Genomic DNA, 16,382 nt, shown 5'->3' with positions numbered 1-16,382 from the left:
GCGCCGTCGTAATCCGCTTACTTGTTCACCGCATCCTTGAGCGGCTTCGACACGCGGAAGCGCACAGCCTTCGAAGCGGCGATCTGGATCGTGCCGCCGGTGGCCGGGTTGCGGCCTTCACGGGCAGCGCGGGCGGCGGTGTCGAACACGCCGAGGTTCGAGATGCGCACGTCGCCGCCGGCGACCAGCGACTTCTGGATGTTCTCGACGATCGCGGTCAGGACGCGGCCGGCGTCGGCTTGGCTGACGCCCGCGTCCTTGGCGACGGCGGCGATGAGTTCGGCTTGAGTAGTCATTGTGGGTCGTTTCCCGATTAAGTTCGCCCCGCGATTCAGGGGCGATGACGGACGGATCAACGCCGCTTTTTATCCGCATGGCAAGCGGCATTGCCGCTGTAAGCCCCGCAGGCTGGGGATTTACCCTCCGCCGGACGCGCGCTGGAAGCTCTCCACGAGGCTCCCGGCGACCAGTCTCCAGCCGTCCACGAGCACGAAAAAGATCAGCTTGAACGGCAGGGAAATCACCACCGGCGGAAGCATCATCATGCCCATGGACATCAGCACGCTGGCGACCACCAGATCGATCACAAGGAACGGAACGAAAAGGAGAAATCCGATTTCAAAGGCCCGCTTCAGCTCGCTGATCATGAAGGCCGGCGTGACCACGCGCAGGGGCAGGTCCACCGCCTGCTGCGGGGCCTCGATGTTGGACAGCCGGGTGAACAGGGCGAGGTCGTCCTGATCGACCTGCGACAGCATGAAAGTCTTCACAGGTTCTGATGCCGCATCGAAGGCCTGAGGCAGCTCCATCTGCTGGTCGAGCAGGGGGCGGATGCCCGAATCATAGGCGTCCTGCCACGTCGGAGCCATGACGATGGCGCTCAGAAACAGGGCCAGGGACACCAGAACCGCGTTGGGCGGCGACTGCTGCATGCCCAGCGCCGTCCGCAGCAGGGACAGCACGACCACGATCCGCACGAAGCTGGTCGTCATGATCACGATGGACGGCGCCAGCGACAGCACGGTCATCAGACCGACCAACTGGACGACCCGCTCGGTCAGGCCCGCGCCGGTGCCCAGATCGACATTGATCGCCGCTCCTCCAGAAGCGACCTCCTGCGCCAGCGCGGCCAGCGGCCAGCACAGGCAGAGCAGGGTGGTCAGCAGCGACAGCAGGGCCGCACGCTTCAGCTCGGCGCGCGTCGGCATGCCGAACACGCCCTTCAGGCCCCTCACTTGCCCAGCTCCTGTCCGCGCGGCTCGATCAGTTCGCGGCCCTCGCCCAGCAGGATCAGGCGTTCCTCGCTGTCGATCTTGACCAGCACCAGCCGGCGGGCGGGATCGAGCACCAGCGTCTCGACCACCTGCATCCGGCGCTCTCCCCGCTCGGCGCTGAGGCGCGCCAGCAGCTGGGGCGCGTAGCGACGCGCCGCCCAGGCCGCCAGGCCGATAATGCCGAGGACGAAGGCGAGGGCGAAAACGGCCCTGAGCAGATCGAGAAAATTCATGCGACGGGCCCCGCCGGAGACTGATTCCGGCAGGGCAGATTTCGGCGATCATGGTTAACGTCGCGTTGAGATAACCTCTCATTAACCATGCAGGCGGCATTTTCTGCCCATCGAACCGTGGGCGATCCTCGCCCGGAGATGCGCCGCCCGTGGGCTTCACCGATCTTCCGCTGCTCGGCCAGATCAAGGGCCGCCTGAACTGGCTGGACCAGCGCCAGCGCGTCATCGCCGAGAACGTCGCCAACTCCGACACCCCCGGCTACGTCGGCCGTGATCTGAACCAGCCGACGGACTTCGCCGCGGCCATGCGCAACGGCGGGGGCGTCCAGATGACCCGCACCAGCGCCATGCACATCGCGCCCGCCGGTCAGTCGACCCGGTTCGATACGGTCAGTTCGCCGGACTCTGAAACAACGCTCGACGGCAATGCGGTCGTGGTCGAGGAGCAGATGCTCAAGATGGCCGAGAGCCGCATGGCCTATGACGCGGCCATCGGTTTCTACCAGAAATCCATGCAGATGCTGCGCGCGGCGGCCCGTCCGCCCGGTCGCGGCTGATCGAGGGAGATAGTCGATGCCGGATCCCGTCCCGCCCCGGAACAACGCCATGGCCGTCGCGGCCAGCGCCCTGAAGGCGCAGCAGTCGCGCATGCGGGTCATCGCCGAGAACATCGCCAACGCCCAATCGACGGCCCTGACGGCGGGCGGCGAGCCCTATCGCCGCCAGATCCCCGTCTTCCAGGCGCGCGAGATCGACGGCGCGACCGGCGTGACCCTGGCCGAGGTTCGTCCCGATCAGGGCGACTTCCGCTCCGAGTACGATCCCTCGCACCCGGCGGCCAACGCCGAGGGCTATGTGCTGCGGCCCAACGTCGACACCCTGGTCGAGGCCATGGACATGCGCGAGGCGCAGCGCGCCTATGAGGCGAACCTGAACGTCATCGAGACGGCGCGGTCGATGGAGACCCGCACCCTCGACCTGATCAAGCGATAGGACTGAGCCATGAATCCCATGATGGCGGCCAAGGCCTATTCCGCGATCCAGGGCGGCGCCATGCCGGTCGCGCCGACGGCGGGTCCGCAGCAGTCCGGTTTCGCGGAGATGCTGACCAACGTCATGGGCGACATGACCCAGGCCACGCGCGGCGCCGAAAGCCAGATGGCCGCTTCGGTTCAGGGGCAGAGCAGCCTGATCGACGTGGTCACCGCCGTCAGCTCGGCCGAGGCGTCGCTGGAAACGGTCATGGCCGTCCGCGATCAGGTCATCTCGGCCTATCAGGAAATCATGCGGATGCCGATCTGACGACTTTGCCCGAGGTCAGCCTTCGATTGACACGACCGGCTGCAGGGGCGGGGCCTTGCTCCGGCGGCGCGACTTCAGCCAGCCGCGGATGCGGTTCTGGATCGGGGTGTCGATGACGGTGTGGAACAGGAAGGCGAAGACGAAAGCCGCCGCCACGCCCGCGAACCACATTCCCCACTGAACCGGCGCCGACAGGGCGTATTTCGCGGTCAGAACGTTGGCGACGCCGAACCAGGCGATGCGCACGACCTCATTGGTGATGAACATCGAGAACGAGACCTGCGCGGCCTTCTCGACCAGCTTCGACGGGCGCGGCGTCGGCGTGGCGCCGGCGGCCAGAATGATCGTCGAGATACAGGCCAGCGAGATCAGGGCGTGCTTGTCGAAATACTGGACGAAGGCCAGCAGCAGGGCCGCGCCGATCCCCGCCCAGCCCGCCAGTTTCGGCGCGATCCAGACCTTCTGGGCGAACCAGGCCAGCGACATGCCCAGCAAGAACAGCGGCAGGGCCCGGAAGAAGCCGAAGCCCATCGGCATCTGGTAGACCGGATAGCCCAGCAGGGCCCAGGTGAGCTGGTTCGCCATCAGATACAGGCCGATCCCCAGCGCCAGAACGCTCCACGGCCCCATTCTGACCAGGCCGCGCAGAATCCAGGGGAAGGCCAGATAGCAGCCGATCAGGGCGGAGATCGACCAGCTCGGAGCGTTCCAGCCCAGACCGCCGTACACGCCGAACGCCTGCGTCAGGGTGACCTGCGCGGGCAGCTGGTCCCATCGGAACCACTCCGGCGCACGGGGCGCGAAGCCCATCATTCCGCCGAACACGACCAGCGACACCAGACCCAGCGCCATGATCAGGTGGGCGGGCACGACCCGAAGATAGCGCTTCAGGAAGAAGTCGCCGGCCGACATGGAGCCGCGCGACACCGCCGCGCCATATACCCGCATCAGCACATAGCCGCTGTCGATCAGGAAGAAGTTGGTCAGCAGGAAGCCGCCCCGCTCGAACACCGGGTGTACGCCTTCGGCCAGCGGAATCGGCGCCGACATCTGGAAGTGATGCAGGATGATGAGGCTGGCCACAATGAAACGCAGCGCATCCAGCCACCCGCCGCGAACGATGGGCGCTGTCTCATTTCGGGTCGAAATCGCTGTCCAGGGCATCGAACAGGCCTCCTTCGGGTCAAAACCCGCAAGGACCGCGCCGTTCCGCCGACTCTACTTCCGCGTCAGGCGGAGGAATTCTTCGCGGGTGCGCGGGTCGTCGCGCATCACGCCGCTCAGGTGGCTGGTGGTCAGGCTGGCGCCCGGCGCGTTGACGCCGCGCAGGGTCATGCAGCTGTGCTCGGCCTCGATGACCACGCCCACGCCCTGCGGACGCAGCACTTCCTCGATGGCCAGCGCGATCTCGGAGGTCATCTTCTCCTGAATCTGCAGGCGACGCGCGAAGCCGCGCACCACCCGGGCCAGCTTGGAGATGCCGACCACGCGGTCGGTGGGCAGGTAGCCGACGTGGGCCACGCCGACGACCGGCAGCATGTGATGCTCACAGGCGCTGACGAAGCGGATGTCCTTCAGCACGACCATCTGGTTGTAGCCGCCGACCTCCTCGAAGGTCTTTTCCAGATACTGGCGCGGATCGACCTCATAGCCCTCGTAGAGCTCACGATAGCTGCGCGCCACCCGCGCCGGCGTCTCCAGCAACCCTTCGCGGTCGGGATTGTCTCCGGCCCATTCGATCAGGGTGCGGACAGCGGCTTCGGCGTCGGCCTGGGTGATGCTCGGCTTGGTCATTGCCGCTTCATAGAGGGGCTCGGCCTGAAAGGGGAGGGCTGATCGAACCGCTCTCCCCCTTCATAACCCTGTCCAATCAACCGCGCTTGCGGCGGCCCTTCAGGGTCAGGGCGATGGCCGACAGCAGGAAGTAGAAGGCGCCGAAGGCTGCATAGGGCGCGACGGTGGCCGCCGTGGGGGTCATTGGGCCGGTCGCGCCGTAGATGAAGAAGCCGCCCGCCAGCATCGACTGGGCGCCGCTCAGCGCCATGGCCCACTGCGCGCCATACTCCCGCCAGCGCCGGAGGCCCGCGACCAGCTGGAGCAGGCCCGACAGAATGGCCCAGGCGCCGAAGACGCCGAGCACCAGATGCACGTTGATCAACAGGGCCGCCGCCACCGCGACGGTGACGATGCTGCTGACCCAGACGTTCAGGGCCTGTGGCGCATTCGCCCGGAAGCCGCCGTTGGCCTGTGCGTCCCGGGCGTTCGCGAGCGCGTCCCACGCCGGATAGAGCACCAGCAGTGTCCCGCTGATCACCGGACTTCCGTTGCCGATGGTGAAGGCGGCCAGCACCCAGATGATCGAGACGCCGGTTCGAAGCAGATAGTAGTTCCTCAGCGCGGTCGCGCTTTCATGCGGGGCGGGGGTGGTCGCGGCCATAAGGGCTCCGTGAGTGATTAAATTATGCTGCGACATTATATGCCGTGACATATATCTGGTTAGGCCCGCGCCGTCGGCTTGTCCATAGGAATATGTGTCGCGATATGTAATTTAACGACACTGTCGTCGTTTGAGGAAAAGCCCGTGTCCGCTTCCGGTCGAACCGTCACGCTGGATGAACAGCTGTGCTTCTCGCTCTACGGGGCCAGCATGGCGATCAATCGCGCCTACAAGCCTGTGCTGGACGGGCTGGAGATCACCTATCCCCAGTACCTGGTGCTGAGCACCCTGTGGGAAAGCGACGGCCAGACCATCGGCGCTGTCGCTGAACGGCTGGGACTGGACTCCAGCAACGTCACCCCTCTGGTGAAGCGTATGGAGGCGGCGGGGCTGGTCTCTCGCCTGCGCAATCCGCAGGATGAGCGTCAGGTGCTGGTGCATCTGACCGACGCCGGGCGCGACATGCAGGCCCGTAGCGCCTGTCTGGGCCAGACCCTGTTCAGCGCGGCGGGCATGAGCGTCGAGCGGCTGGTCCGGCTGAATGCGGAGGTTCAGGCGTTCCGGGATTCCGTCGCGCGGTTCGTCGCCGACCATCCTGACAACAAGGCGGCCTGAACGGGAAAGTTTGGGGCGGTCCGCGTCCGGTTAGGGTCTCGTTAACCACACGCCCGGCATTTCTTGCCCGGTTCGGTCGCGCGTTCTGCGGCCGCTGGAGCGTGGCATGAACGGCGCGGAAGTTCTGGATGTGGGTCGCGACGCCCTGTGGCTGACGATCCAGCTGTGCGCCCCGATCCTGCTGGTCGGCCTTGTCGTCGGCGTGGTCATCGGTCTGGTGCAGGCCCTGACCCAGATCCAGGAACAGACCCTGATCTATGCCCCCAAGATCATCGCCATCTTCGTTTCGCTCCTGCTGTTCCTGCCGCTGATGGGCGCCCTGCTGGGCGGCTTCATGCGGACCATCGCCGCGCGCATCGCCGGCATGTGACCGGCGCGTGGAGCCTTACGCCACATCAGAACAGGTCTGGCAGGGCGCGCTGATCTTCGCCCGCATCGGCGCGGTGCTGCTGATGCTGCCCGGCGTCGGCGAAAGCTATGTGCCGCCGCGCATCCGCCTGTCTTTTGCATTGGTGGTGACGCTCGCGCTCTGGCCTGTCGTGGCGGGCGCGCTTCCGGCCCTTCCGGCGACGCTGGGCGGCATGGCGGGCTGGGTCATCCGGGAGGTCGTCGTCGGCCTGATGATCGGCGCCCTTCTACGCAGCTTCCTCACCGCCCTGTCGACCGCGGGCGAGATCGTCTCGCTGCAGACCACGCTCAGCTTCGCCCAGACCGCCAACCCCCTGCAGGCCGCGCCGGGCACGACCATCTCGGCCTTCCTGATGCTGCTGGGCACGACCCTGATCTTCGCCACCGACACCCACCACCTGTTCATCGCCGGGCTGGTGGGATCCTATGACCTGATCGCGCCCGCGCGTCCCCTGATGACCGGCGACTTTGCGACGCTGGCGATCCGCACCCTGGGCGACAGTTTCGCCCTAGGGGTTCAGCTTTCGGCGCCGCTGCTGGTCTTCGCCCTGATCTTCAACCTGGCCTCGGGACTGGTCGGCCGTGTGATGCCGGCGTTCCAGATCTTCTTCGCGGCCGCCCCGCTCAGCGTGATCCTGGGGCTGTCCATTTTTGCTCTAAGTCTCGGCGTGCTCGGCACGGTCTTCATCGACCGCTACCGCGCGTTCGCCCAGATCTTCGCGGGAGGCGCCGGTGGCTGAAGGCGCCGATCCCGAGTCGAAAACAGAAGAGGCAACCCCACGAAAACTAGCCGATGCGCGGAAGAAGGGGGATGTCGCCAAGTCCATGGACGTCGGCGCGGCGGCGTCCCTGCTGGGGGCGGCGGCGGTGTTGCTGGGCGCCGGCGGCTATTTCGCCACCTCGATGGCGGAACAGTTGCTGCCGTTCATCGCCTCGCCCCACGCCATGCTGGGCGGACTGGAGGCGGGCGCGGGCATCGAGATCGGCATGCATGCGCTGTGGGCGGTGACGCCCTTCCTCGGCGCGGTGATGCTGGCGACCATCATCGGCGGCGTCGGCGGCAACGTCGCCCAGTCCGGCCTTCTGTTCACCGCCGACAAGCTCAAGCCCCAGTGGAACCGCATCAATCCGCTGGAGGGTTTCAAGCGCATCTTCGGGCCGGACGGCCTGTTTCAGTTCGGCAAGACCTTCCTGAAACTGCTCGTCGTCAGCTTCATCTGCTGGATGGTGATGAAGCCGCATGTGCGGGAGTTCGAGAACCTGGCGGGCATGCCGCCCGCCGCCATCCTGCCGCTGGCGCGGGACATGGCCATCGTCCTGATGGCGGCGGCGATCATCTTCCTGGGCTTCACGGCGGGCGCTGACTACGTGTGGCAGCGCTTCCGCTTCGCCAAGCGCATGCGGATGTCGAAGGAAGAGCTGAAGGAAGACTACAAGCAGGCGGAAGGCGATCCGCACGTCAAGGCGAAGCTGAAGCAGATCCGCATGCAGCGCAGCCGTCAGCGGATGATGGCAAATGTGCCCAAGGCCACGGTGATTGTCACCAACCCGACCCACTACTCGGTCGCCCTGCGCTACGAACCCGATCAGGGCGACGCCGCGCCGGTCTGCGTGGCCAAGGGCGTCGACGCCCTCGCCATGCGCATCCGGGAAGTCGCGCGCGAACATGATGTGCCGATCGTGGAGAACGTTCCGCTGGCCCGCGCCCTCTACGCAGCGGTCGACGTTGATGAGACCATCCCGCGCGAACACTTCGAAGCGGCCGCGAAGATCATCGGCTTCGTCATGGGCCAGCGTCGCAAACGGTGACTGTTCACGGGTGTTAACGGCTCTCTTAACGGGTCGTTTACCACGTGCCCGGCATTTTCTGCCCAGCGGGTCGATTGAAGGTCCCGTGAGTATCGGGGCTAGGGCGCGTGGGCGGCTTCACGGCGGCGTTGCAGAAATTCGGGATCGGTCGGCTGGCCGTGGTGCTCGGCATCGCTGCCGGCGTCGCGGCGGTGCTGATCGCCGTCATGCTGCGCATCGGCCAGGCGCCGGACGCCCTGCTGTATTCCAACCTCGACCTGCGTGAAGCCTCTGAAGTCACGACTGCGCTGGACAGCGCCGGGATCAAGTACAGCGCCAAGGGCGACGGCTCGACCATCTTCGTCAACCGCGATCAGGTCGGCGAGGCCCGCATGCTGGTCGCGGGCAAGGGGCTCGTGACCTCGGGCAGCGTCGGTTACGAAATCTTCGACAACCAGTCTGTGCTGGGGCAGACCGAGTTCCAGCAGAACCTGAACGCCAAGCGCGCGCTTGAGGGCGAGCTGTCGCGGACCATCCTCGGCCTGCGCGGCATCCAGTCGGCGCGGGTGATGATCGCCCTGCCGGAGCGTCAGCTGTTCCAGTCTCAGGCGGCGGAGCCGACGGCTTCGGTGGTCGTCGGCGTGACCGGTGGTCAGCTCAGCGGCGCCCAGGTCCAGGCCATCCGCAACGTCGTCGCGTCGTCCGTGCCTAACATGAAGCCGGAGAAGGTCACCCTGACCGACACCTCGAACCGCACCCTCGCGGCGGGTTCCAGCGCTGACGGCTTCAGCGCGGCCTCGGCCGAAGAAGCGCGTGGCCAGACCGAGGCGCAGCTGCAGGCCCGGATCAAGGACATCGTCGAAGGCGTCGTCGGCGTCGGCGGCGCGCGCGTGCAGGTCACCGCCGAGATCGACCACGCCCGCTCGACCACCCAGGAGCAGCGCTTCGATCCGGATGGTCAGGTGGTTCGCTCGACCTCGACCAACGGTACGGAAAGCACCGACACGACCGGTGCGCCCGACGGCGGCGCGACCGCCACCAACAACATCCCCGGCGGTCAGGCTCCGGCCAACACCCCGCAGGGTTCGCGCGACACCCAGAACACTGAAACCACCAACTACGAAATCTCCAACACCACCACGACCACGGTGAAGGAAGCCGGCGAGATCAAGAAGCTGGCCGTGTCGGTTCTGCTGGACGGCAAGTGGACGCCCGGCGCTGACGGCGGTGAACCGACCTATACCGCCCGCACGGCGGAAGAGATCGCGCAGGTCAAGTCGCTGGTCGCGGCCGCTGTCGGCATCGACGAGACGCGGGGTGACAAGATCGAGGTTCTGAACGTTCGCTTCAACCGCGATGCGGTGGCGGGCGGTGAAGAGTCGGGCAACTCGCTGTTCAACTTCACCAAGGACGACATGATGCGCGGGATCGAGCTGCTGGTGCTGCTCGTCACCGGCGTGCTGCTGATCTTCTTCGTCCTGCGTCCGCTGCTGAAGGCCGCGACGGGCGGTGGCGCGCCGCAGTTGCAGGCCGCCGCGGCGGGCGGCATGCCGGTGACGGCGCTGCAGACCTCGATCGTCGGCGCCACGGGCGGCGCCGTGCCGCAACTGGGCGGCCCGTCCGACATGGAGCAGCGCCTCGACATCGCGCGCATCGAGGGACAGGTGAAGGCCTCCTCCGTCAAGAAGGTCGCCGAGTTCGTCGAGAAGCATCCGGAAGAATCGACCTCGATCATCCGTAGCTGGGTGCATGAAGGCTGATGTCCGGCGCCCGCATGGTCACCAAGAAGCCGGCTGTTGATGACATCCGGAAACTGACCGGCCCCGAGAAGGCGGCCGTCATCCTGCTGTCGCTCGGTGAGGAGCACACCCGGCTGTGGGAAGGTCTGGATGAGGAGGAGATCAAGGAAATCTCCCAGGCCATGGCCGGGCTCGGCACGGTCAGCGCCCAGGTCGTCGAGGAGCTGCTGGTCGAGTTTGTCTCGGGCATGACCGGCTCCGGCGCGGTCATGGGCAGCTATGAGCAGACCCAGAAACTGCTGGCCTCCTTCATGCCGGGTGATCGAGTCGACGCCCTGATGGAGGAAATCCGCGGCCCGGCCGGGCGGACCATGTGGGACAAGCTCGGCAATGTGAACGAGGCCGTTCTCGCCAACTATCTGAAGAACGAATACCCCCAGACCGTCGCGGTGGTCCTGTCCAAGATCAAACCGGACCACGCCTCGCGCGTCCTCACCAGCCTGCCCGAGGACTTCGCCCTGGAGTGCGTGCAGCGGATGCTGCGCATGGAGCCGGTGCAGCGCGACATCCTCGACAAGATCGAGCAGACCCTGCGCACCGAGTTCATGTCGAACCTGGCCCGCACGTCCAAGCGCGACAGCCACGAGCTGATGGCCGACATCTTCAACAGCTTCGACCGCCAGACCGAGGCCCGCTTCATCGGTGCGCTGGAAGAGCGCAACCGCGAGGCGGCCGAGCGTATCCGCGCCCTGATGTTCGTGTTCGAGGACCTGTCCAAGCTTGATCCGGGCGGCGTCCAGACCCTGCTGCGCGCGGTCGAGAAGGACTCGCTGGCGCTGGCCATGAAGGGCGCCTCCGAGACCCTGCGCGAGATGTTCTTCTCCAACATGTCCGAGCGCGCGGCCAAGATCATGCGTGAGGACATGGAATCGATGGGACCGGTCCGTCTGAAAGACGTCGATCAGGCCCAGATGGCCATGGTTCAGGTCGCCAAGGACCTCGCCGCCAAGGGCGAGATCATGCTGGTCGGCCAGGGCGGAGATGACGAGTTGATCTACTGACATGACCGTTCAGGCCGAAAGAAAACTCTTCTCCTTCGACACCGAGTTCGACGCGGGCGGCGAGGTCGTGCGCGCCTCCGCCTGGCGTCCGGTCAAGCATGCGTGGACGCAAGCGGAGGTCGAGGCCATGGTCGCCCAGGCGGCGCTGGAGGCGCGTGAAAGCGCCCTGGCCGAGGTCGCCAGCATCCAGGCCATGGCCCTGTCCTCGATCGGTCAGGCGCTGGCCTCCGCCGCGCCGGCCCTGACCCAGATCGCCCGGGCTCACCGCGAACAGGCCGCCGAGCTGGCCATGAGCGCCGCCCGTGTCGTCGCCGCCTCGGCTCTGGATCGTTTCCCGCAGGCTCCGCTGCAGGCCGCGCTGGAGACGTTGGGGCAGGAGATCGACGCCTCGCCCCGTCTGGTCATCCGCACCGGCGACCTGAACGACGAGACCCGCGAACGCCTGCAACAGATGGCCGCCGACGCCGGCTTCTCGGGCGTGCTGGCCTTCCGCGACGAGCCGGGTCTGCCTGTCGCCGCCTTCCGCCTGGAGTGGGCCGACGGTCGCGCCGACTTCGAGCCTGAAGCCGCCTTCGGCCGCATGGTCGAGGCCCTGAATTCCGCTTTGGCCGCCGAGGCCGGGCACGCTGAAACCCTGAACGACGGGAGGTTCTGATGCCCACCGACACCATGGCTCTGGAAGAGTTTTCCTCGGACAACAGCTTCCCCGCTCACGAAGACGTCACCGAAAAGTCCGCGCACGATCTGGCGCCGGTCTTCGACGTGCCGGTCAACATCTCCGCCGTTCTGGGCAAGGCCCACATGTCCGTCGCCCAGCTGCTCAAGCTGAACCGCGGCAGCGTGCTGGAGCTGGACCGCAAGGTCGGCGAGGCCATCGACATCTTCGTCAACAACCGTCTGGTCGCCCGCGGCGAGGTGGTGGTCGTGGAAGACCGTCTGGGCGTGACCATGACGGAAATCATCAAGACGGAAGACTCGGGCGCCTAAGCGATTTCGAAGAAATCGCGTCTTTCCAAGGGAAGGGCGGCGACCGGCGGTAAGAGATTAGAGGAGAAGACCCATGCGGCTTCTGGTGGTTGGCAGGCTCAGCGGACAGCTGGCGACGGCGGTGAAGATGGCCATGGCGCACGGCGCCAAGGTCCAGCACGTCGAGCGCGGCGATCAGGCGACGGAGCAGCTCCGGCGAGGGCAGGGCGCGGACCTGCTGATGGTCGACTATCGCGTGGACATCGCCGCCCTGATCTCGGCCAACGAGAACGAGCGCATCCACGTCCCGGTCGTCGCCTGCGGCGTCGATGCCGATGCGGTGGACGCCGCCAACGCCATTCGCGCGGGCGCCAAGGAGTTCATCCCCCTGCCGCCGGAAGCGGACCTGATCGCGGCGGTGCTGTCGGCGGTCGCCGACGACGAACGTCCGATGATTTCGGCCGACCCGTCGATGAAGCACGTCATCCAGCTGGCCGATCAGGTCGCCCGCTCGGAAGCCTCGATCCTGATCACCGGTGAGAGCGGCGTCGGTAAGGAAGTCATGGCCCGCTACCTGCACAGCGGGTCCAGGCGCGCCGAACGTCCCTTCATCAGCGTCAACTGCGCCGCCATCCCGGACAATCTGCTCGAATCCGAACTGTTCGGGCACGAGAAGGGGGCGTTCACCGGCGCCATGGCCCGCCGCATCGGCAAGTTCGAGGAAGCCGACGGCGGCACCCTGCTGCTGGACGAAATCTCCGAGATGGATGTCCGCCTGCAGGCCAAGCTGCTGCGCGCCATTCAGGAGCGGGTCATCGACCGTGTCGGCGGCGCCAAGCCGGTGCCGGTCAACATCCGCATCATCGCCACCTCGAACCGCGATCTGGCCAAGTCGGTCGCCGAGGGCAGCTTCCGCGAAGACCTGCTGTACCGCCTGAACGTCGTGAACCTGCGCCTGCCCGCCCTGCGTGAGCGTCCGGGCGACATCGCCGTTCTGGCCGACCACTTCGTCAAGAAATACGCCGCCGCCAACGGCGTGCCGGTGCGTCCGATCTCCGCCGACGCCAAGCGCGCCCTGATCAGCCACCGCTGGAACGGCAACGTCCGCGAGCTGGAAAACGCGATGCACCGTGCGGTGCTGCTCGCGGTGGGCCCGGAGATCGACGTGGAGGCCATCCGCCTGCCCGACGGCCAGCCCCTGACGTCCGGAGCCTACGGCGCATCCCCCGCTGACGCCGGTCCGGCCGCCCGCGCGGCCCATGCCGCCGACGTCGTCACCCGCTCGCACGTCGGCCAGACCGTCGCGCAGATGGAGAAGACCCTGATCCTCGACACCCTGTCGCACTGCCTGGGCAACCGCACCCATGCGGCGAACATCCTGGGTATCTCGATCCGGACCCTGCGCAACAAGCTGAACGAATACGCCGACGAGGGCACGTCGATCCCCGCGCCCCAGTCGGGCGTCGCGGCCTCGGGTTACGCGGCCTGATCATGACACTGGCGACGGACCGCAGAAGCGTCCTGACCGCCCTCCCGGAAGCGGGAGGGTTCAGCCATGACTGACGCCCCCATCCTGATGAAGGACGGCTTCGCCCGTCCGACCGCCGGCGACATGCGCGGCTGGCTGATGCGCGGCGAAGTGCTGATGGCCGTCGGCGTGATCGGCGTCATCCTGCTGCTGATCCTGCCGATCCCGAAATTCCTGCTGGATCTGCTGCTGGCCTTCTCGCTGGTGTCGTCGGTGCTGATCCTGATGACGGCCGTGATGATGAAGCGGCCGCTCGACTTCGCCATCTTCCCGACGGTGCTGCTGGTCTCGACCCTGTTCCGTCTGGGCCTGAACCTGGCCTCGACCCGTCTGATCCTGACCCATGGTCAGGAGGGTCACGCCTCCGCCGGTCAGGTCATCGCCGCCTTCGGCGAGCTGATGATGGGCGGCAACTTCATCATCGGGGTGATCATTTTCGCGATCATTCTGGTGGTGAACTTCGTCGTCATCACCAAGGGTTCGACCCGGATCGCAGAAGTGTCCGCCCGCTTCACCCTGGACTCCATGCCGGGCAAGCAGATGGCCATCGACGCCGACCTGTCGTCGGGCCTGATCACCGAGGACCAGGCCAAGCTGCGCCGCAAGGAGCTGGAGCAGGAGTCGACCTTCTTCGGGGCCATGGACGGTGCGTCCAAATTCGTGCGCGGCGACGCTGTCGCGGGCCTGATCATCACCTTCATCAACGCCATCGGCGGTATCCTGATCGGCGTGGTCTCGCACGGCATGCCGGTCGGCGACGCGGCCAATACCTATGTCCAGCTGACCATCGGCGACGGTCTGGTGACCCAGGTTCCGGCCATCATCATCTCGATCGCCGCCGGCTTCCTGGTGTCGAAGGCGGGCGTCGAGGGCACGGCGGACAAGGCCTTCGTCAGCCAGCTGGCCACCAACCCGGTTTCGCTGGGCGTGGTCGCCGGTTCGTCGGCCCTGATCGGCCTGATCCCGGGCATGCCGATCATCCCCTTCATGGCGCTGGCCGCCGGCGCCGGCTTCCTGGCCTGGCGACTGGGTCGCGACCGTCTCAAGCCCCAACCGACCGAGGCCGAACTGGCCCAGACCGCCTCCGGTCCGGCCGAGGATGTGGAAGAACCCATCGGCACGGCCCTGACCATCGACGAGGTCAAGATCGAGCTGGGTTACTCCCTGCTGTCGCTGATCAACGATCTGGAGGGCCGCCGCCTGACCGATCAGGTCCGGGCCCTGCGTCGCTCGCTGGCCCAGGAGTACGGCTTCGTCATGCCGTCGGTGCGCATCCTCGACAACATGCGTCTGGGCACGCAGGGCTATGCCATTCGCATCAAGGAGATGGAGGCTGGCAGTGGCGAGGTGCGTCTGGGCTCGCTGATGGCGATGGACCCTGCCGGTCGTCAGGTCGAGCTGCCGGGCGAACACACACGCGAACCCGCCTTCGGCCTGCCCGCCACCTGGATCGACGAAAGCCTGCGCGAGGAAGCGACCTTCCGCGGCTACACCATCGTCGACCCGTCGACGGTGCTGACCACCCACCTGACCGAAATCCTCAAGGAGAACATGGCGGACCTGCTCTCCTACGCCGAGGTGCAGAAGCTGCTGAAGGAACTGGGGACCGAAGAGAAGAAGCTGGTCGACGAGCTGATCCCCACGGTCGTCACCGTCACCACCCTGCAACGCGTCCTGCAGTCCCTGCTGCGCGAGAAGGTCTCCATCCGCGATCTGGGCGCCATTCTGGAAGGTCTGGCGGAGGCCGCGCCGCACAGCACCTCGGTCACCACCCTGGTCGAGCACGTCCGCGCCCGTCTGGCCCGGCAGCTGTGTTGGCAGCACAAGGGCGATGACGGCGCCCTGCCCATCGTCACGCTGTCGCCCGAGTGGGAACAGGCTTTCGCCGAGAGCCTGATCGGCCCCGGCGAGGACAAGCAACTGGCCATGGCGCCGTCGCGGCTGCAGGACTTCATCCGCGCCGTCCGCGACGTATTCGAGCGCGCGGCGATGTCGGGCGAGACGGCGGTGCTGCTGACGGGGCCGCAGGTCCGGCCCTACGTGCGCTCGATCATTGAACGCTTCCGCGGCCAGACGGTGGTGATGAGCCAGAACGAGGTGCACCCCAAGGCGCGCCTGCGGACCATCGGTTCGGTCTAAACCGAAAGCGGCCGGGTCGGACCCTGTCCAACCCGGCCTGCCTTGCGCTTCAGCGGACCACTCTTTTGCTCAGTTCACCGTCGTCCATCCGCCCGCCGAAGCGTTGCGGGCCGCGTCATTGACGGGGCGGGCGATCAGGCCTGACTGGGTGATCCAGACCTCGTAACGGGCGCCGTCGGCCATCGGCATGTAGGCGGCGCCGCCATACAGGGTGTCCACGGCGTCGATGTGCTTGCGGTATTTCCGCGCCGTATCCCAGGTGCTGATCTTCCATGGCAGGCCGTTGTCGTTCTCGGTGATGGACAGGGGGTGCACGCTGCGCTCCGCGTTCAGCTCCTGATCAATGCGCTGATAGCGACCCGACAGGCGATCCAGCCGGTACTGGGTGTTCAGGCCCAGCACATTCGCCCACGGCTTCCACTTCAGCACCTGCGCCTCGATCCGCCACTCGTCCCCGTGCAGGGGATAGAGGTTGGTCGCGGCGGGCATGTTCTCGCCGTTGGCGGTCTGGATCACCGTGGCCTCGAAATACTGCGGTCCGAGCTGGCGGGTCATGATGGTGGCGACCGGCCGCTCATAGGTCAGGCGCGAATAGGTCTGGATGTCCAGCGCAAGCAGGGCGGCGATGGTCGCGGCGGCCATGAAACCCGCGCCGCCGACGCTGCCCAGCAGTCCGCCGATCACCTTGCCCCGGAACAGGGCGCCCAGCCCCTTTATCAGAAGCATCAGCCCCAGCAACGCCACCACCGCCGGAACAACCCACCACCACCAGACCATTTGCGCCCCTTTCCCCCGATCAAGACGGGACAATCTTTACCTTAAATCCATCGAGTGGCGAGGGTTTCTCCAAAGACGCGACTGGACAGGAAAAAACCCATCGCTAATGCTCGTA

20 protein-coding genes are annotated in these 16,382 nt (G+C 66.4%); 13 read left to right on the top strand and 7 right to left on the bottom strand.

From position 1 onward, the window contains the following. Positions 1 to 17 precede the first annotated feature (17 nt). From ACODRV_RS13870 to ACODRV_RS13860, 3 genes are all read right to left on the bottom strand, one after another. Positions 18 to 296, bottom strand: coding sequence for an HU family DNA-binding protein (locus ACODRV_RS13870; RefSeq protein WP_141627534.1), 279 nt, complete (start codon positions 294 to 296; stop codon positions 18 to 20). Between the two features lie 120 nt (positions 297 to 416). Next, entirely contained in the window at positions 417 to 1,208 is a 792-nt protein-coding gene (gene fliP / locus ACODRV_RS13865) for a flagellar type III secretion system pore protein FliP (RefSeq protein WP_141628364.1), read from the bottom strand. Positions 1,209 to 1,231: 23 nt separating this feature from the next. Then, positions 1,232 to 1,507 carry a FliO/MopB family protein gene (locus ACODRV_RS13860; RefSeq protein WP_141627533.1) on the bottom strand — a complete coding sequence of 92 codons (276 nt, stop codon included), beginning with the start codon at positions 1,505 to 1,507 and terminating at the stop codon, positions 1,232 to 1,234. A gap of 149 nt (positions 1,508 to 1,656) precedes the next feature. Between ACODRV_RS13860 and flgB the strand changes: the two genes are divergently transcribed. The 3 genes from flgB to fliE are packed head-to-tail and all read left to right on the top strand — an operon-like array spanning position 1,657 to position 2,809. Then, positions 1,657 to 2,064, top strand: a complete 408-nt coding sequence (gene flgB / locus ACODRV_RS13855; protein ID WP_141627532.1) for a flagellar basal body rod protein FlgB — start codon at positions 1,657 to 1,659, stop codon at positions 2,062 to 2,064. A 16-nt stretch (positions 2,065 to 2,080) separates the two neighbouring features. Continuing rightward, positions 2,081 to 2,500, top strand: coding sequence for a flagellar basal body rod protein FlgC (gene flgC, locus ACODRV_RS13850; RefSeq protein ID WP_370450961.1), 420 nt, complete (start codon positions 2,081 to 2,083; stop codon positions 2,498 to 2,500). A 9-nt stretch (positions 2,501 to 2,509) separates the two neighbouring features. Beyond that, the gene (gene fliE, locus ACODRV_RS13845) at positions 2,510 to 2,809 is read left to right on the top strand and encodes a flagellar hook-basal body complex protein FliE (protein ID WP_488908697.1); all 300 of its coding nucleotides are present in this window, start codon (positions 2,510 to 2,512) and stop codon (positions 2,807 to 2,809) included. 15 nt (positions 2,810 to 2,824) lie between these two features. On the opposite strand, the gene ACODRV_RS13840 is transcribed toward fliE, so the two are convergent. From ACODRV_RS13840 to ACODRV_RS13830, 3 genes are all read right to left on the bottom strand, one after another. After that, positions 2,825 to 3,973: an acyltransferase family protein gene (locus tag ACODRV_RS13840; protein WP_488908696.1), complete on the bottom strand. Its 1,149-nt coding sequence runs from the start codon at positions 3,971 to 3,973 to the stop codon at positions 2,825 to 2,827. A gap of 54 nt (positions 3,974 to 4,027) precedes the next feature. Beyond that, complete coding sequence (folE, locus tag ACODRV_RS13835) at positions 4,028 to 4,603, bottom strand: GTP cyclohydrolase I FolE (RefSeq protein WP_141627529.1); 576 nt, start codon at positions 4,601 to 4,603, stop codon at positions 4,028 to 4,030. Between the two features lie 76 nt (positions 4,604 to 4,679). Next, positions 4,680 to 5,246, bottom strand: a complete 567-nt coding sequence (locus tag ACODRV_RS13830) for a DUF308 domain-containing protein (protein WP_141627528.1) — start codon at positions 5,244 to 5,246, stop codon at positions 4,680 to 4,682. 210 nt (positions 5,247 to 5,456) lie between these two features. On the opposite strand from ACODRV_RS13830, the gene ACODRV_RS13825 reads away from it, so the two are divergent. From ACODRV_RS13825 to flhA, 10 genes are all read left to right on the top strand, one after another. Further along, a complete protein-coding gene (locus ACODRV_RS13825; protein WP_488908757.1) occupies positions 5,457 to 5,861 on the top strand; it encodes a MarR family winged helix-turn-helix transcriptional regulator in 405 nt (134 codons plus the stop codon). Positions 5,862 to 5,967: 106 nt separating this feature from the next. Beyond that, a complete protein-coding gene (fliQ, locus tag ACODRV_RS13820; protein ID WP_141627527.1) occupies positions 5,968 to 6,231 on the top strand; it encodes a flagellar biosynthesis protein FliQ in 264 nt (87 codons plus the stop codon). A gap of 7 nt (positions 6,232 to 6,238) precedes the next feature. Beyond that, on the top strand, positions 6,239 to 7,009 hold the full coding sequence (gene fliR, locus ACODRV_RS13815) for a flagellar biosynthetic protein FliR (protein WP_141627526.1): 771 nt from the start codon (positions 6,239 to 6,241) through the stop codon (positions 7,007 to 7,009). Then, positions 7,002 to 8,078: a flagellar biosynthesis protein FlhB gene (gene flhB, locus ACODRV_RS13810; RefSeq protein WP_141627525.1), complete on the top strand. Its 1,077-nt coding sequence runs from the start codon at positions 7,002 to 7,004 to the stop codon at positions 8,076 to 8,078. Before fliR ends, flhB begins: the two co-directional genes overlap by 8 nt. Positions 8,079 to 8,185: 107 nt before the next feature. Beyond that, positions 8,186 to 9,817 (top strand): flagellar basal-body MS-ring/collar protein FliF, encoded by a 1,632-nt coding sequence (gene fliF, locus ACODRV_RS13805; protein WP_141627524.1) that lies wholly within the window; start codon positions 8,186 to 8,188, stop codon positions 9,815 to 9,817. A 14-nt stretch (positions 9,818 to 9,831) separates the two neighbouring features. Beyond that, positions 9,832 to 10,857 (top strand): flagellar motor switch protein FliG, encoded by a 1,026-nt coding sequence (gene fliG, locus ACODRV_RS13800; protein ID WP_205750971.1) that lies wholly within the window; start codon positions 9,832 to 9,834, stop codon positions 10,855 to 10,857. 1 nt (position 10,858) lies between these two features. Next, positions 10,859 to 11,512, top strand: coding sequence for a FliH/SctL family protein (locus ACODRV_RS13795; RefSeq protein ID WP_141627522.1), 654 nt, complete (start codon positions 10,859 to 10,861; stop codon positions 11,510 to 11,512). A gap of 14 nt (positions 11,513 to 11,526) precedes the next feature. Beyond that, positions 11,527 to 11,844 (top strand): flagellar motor switch protein FliN, encoded by a 318-nt coding sequence (gene fliN, locus ACODRV_RS13790; RefSeq protein WP_370451063.1) that lies wholly within the window; start codon positions 11,527 to 11,529, stop codon positions 11,842 to 11,844. A gap of 73 nt (positions 11,845 to 11,917) precedes the next feature. Beyond that, the gene (flbD, locus tag ACODRV_RS13785; RefSeq protein ID WP_141627520.1) at positions 11,918 to 13,312 is read left to right on the top strand and encodes a sigma-54-dependent transcriptional regulator FlbD; all 1,395 of its coding nucleotides are present in this window, start codon (positions 11,918 to 11,920) and stop codon (positions 13,310 to 13,312) included. 87 nt (positions 13,313 to 13,399) lie between these two features. Next, positions 13,400 to 15,490 (top strand): flagellar biosynthesis protein FlhA, encoded by a 2,091-nt coding sequence (flhA, locus tag ACODRV_RS13780; protein ID WP_488908756.1) that lies wholly within the window; start codon positions 13,400 to 13,402, stop codon positions 15,488 to 15,490. A 69-nt stretch (positions 15,491 to 15,559) separates the two neighbouring features. Here flhA and ACODRV_RS13775 read toward each other — a convergent pair whose 3' ends face one another. Next, entirely contained in the window at positions 15,560 to 16,267 is a 708-nt protein-coding gene (locus ACODRV_RS13775; protein ID WP_488908695.1) for a hypothetical protein, read from the bottom strand. Positions 16,268 to 16,382: the final 115 nt, after the last annotated feature.

It is taken from the genome of Brevundimonas sp. FG8 (genome assembly GCF_057808845.1).
Note: the sequence above shows the minus strand (reverse complement) of the source record. Positions and strands in the feature narration are given on the sequence as shown.

Bases quoted from the DNA above. Each gene is read 5' to 3' on its own strand.
- ACODRV_RS13830 (WP_141627528.1), bottom strand. From the start codon at position 5,246: ATGGCCGCGACCACCCCCGCCCCGCATGAAAGCGCGACCGCGCTGAGG.
- fliQ (WP_141627527.1), top strand. From the start codon at position 5,968: ATGAACGGCGCGGAAGTTCTGGATGTGGGTCGCGACGCCCTGTGGCTG.
- ACODRV_RS13825 (WP_488908757.1), top strand. From the start codon at position 5,457: ATGGCGATCAATCGCGCCTACAAGCCTGTGCTGGACGGGCTGGAGATC.
- fliG (WP_205750971.1), top strand. From the start codon at position 9,832: ATGGTCACCAAGAAGCCGGCTGTTGATGACATCCGGAAACTGACCGGC.
- folE (WP_141627529.1), bottom strand. From the start codon at position 4,603: ATGACCAAGCCGAGCATCACCCAGGCCGACGCCGAAGCCGCTGTCCGC.
- flhA (WP_488908756.1), top strand. From the start codon at position 13,400: ATGAAGGACGGCTTCGCCCGTCCGACCGCCGGCGACATGCGCGGCTGG.
- flbD (WP_141627520.1), top strand. From the start codon at position 11,918: ATGCGGCTTCTGGTGGTTGGCAGGCTCAGCGGACAGCTGGCGACGGCG.
- fliP (WP_141628364.1), bottom strand. From the start codon at position 1,208: ATGCCGACGCGCGCCGAGCTGAAGCGTGCGGCCCTGCTGTCGCTGCTG.
- flgC (WP_370450961.1), top strand. From the start codon at position 2,081: ATGCCGGATCCCGTCCCGCCCCGGAACAACGCCATGGCCGTCGCGGCC.
- ACODRV_RS13860 (WP_141627533.1), bottom strand. From the start codon at position 1,507: ATGAATTTTCTCGATCTGCTCAGGGCCGTTTTCGCCCTCGCCTTCGTC.
- fliE (WP_488908697.1), top strand. From the start codon at position 2,510: ATGAATCCCATGATGGCGGCCAAGGCCTATTCCGCGATCCAGGGCGGC.
- ACODRV_RS13870 (WP_141627534.1), bottom strand. From the start codon at position 296: ATGACTACTCAAGCCGAACTCATCGCCGCCGTCGCCAAGGACGCGGGC.
- ACODRV_RS13795 (WP_141627522.1), top strand. From the start codon at position 10,859: ATGACCGTTCAGGCCGAAAGAAAACTCTTCTCCTTCGACACCGAGTTC.
- ACODRV_RS13775 (WP_488908695.1), bottom strand. From the start codon at position 16,267: ATGGTCTGGTGGTGGTGGGTTGTTCCGGCGGTGGTGGCGTTGCTGGGG.
- fliN (WP_370451063.1), top strand. From the start codon at position 11,527: ATGGCTCTGGAAGAGTTTTCCTCGGACAACAGCTTCCCCGCTCACGAA.
- ACODRV_RS13840 (WP_488908696.1), bottom strand. From the start codon at position 3,973: ATGCCCTGGACAGCGATTTCGACCCGAAATGAGACAGCGCCCATCGTT.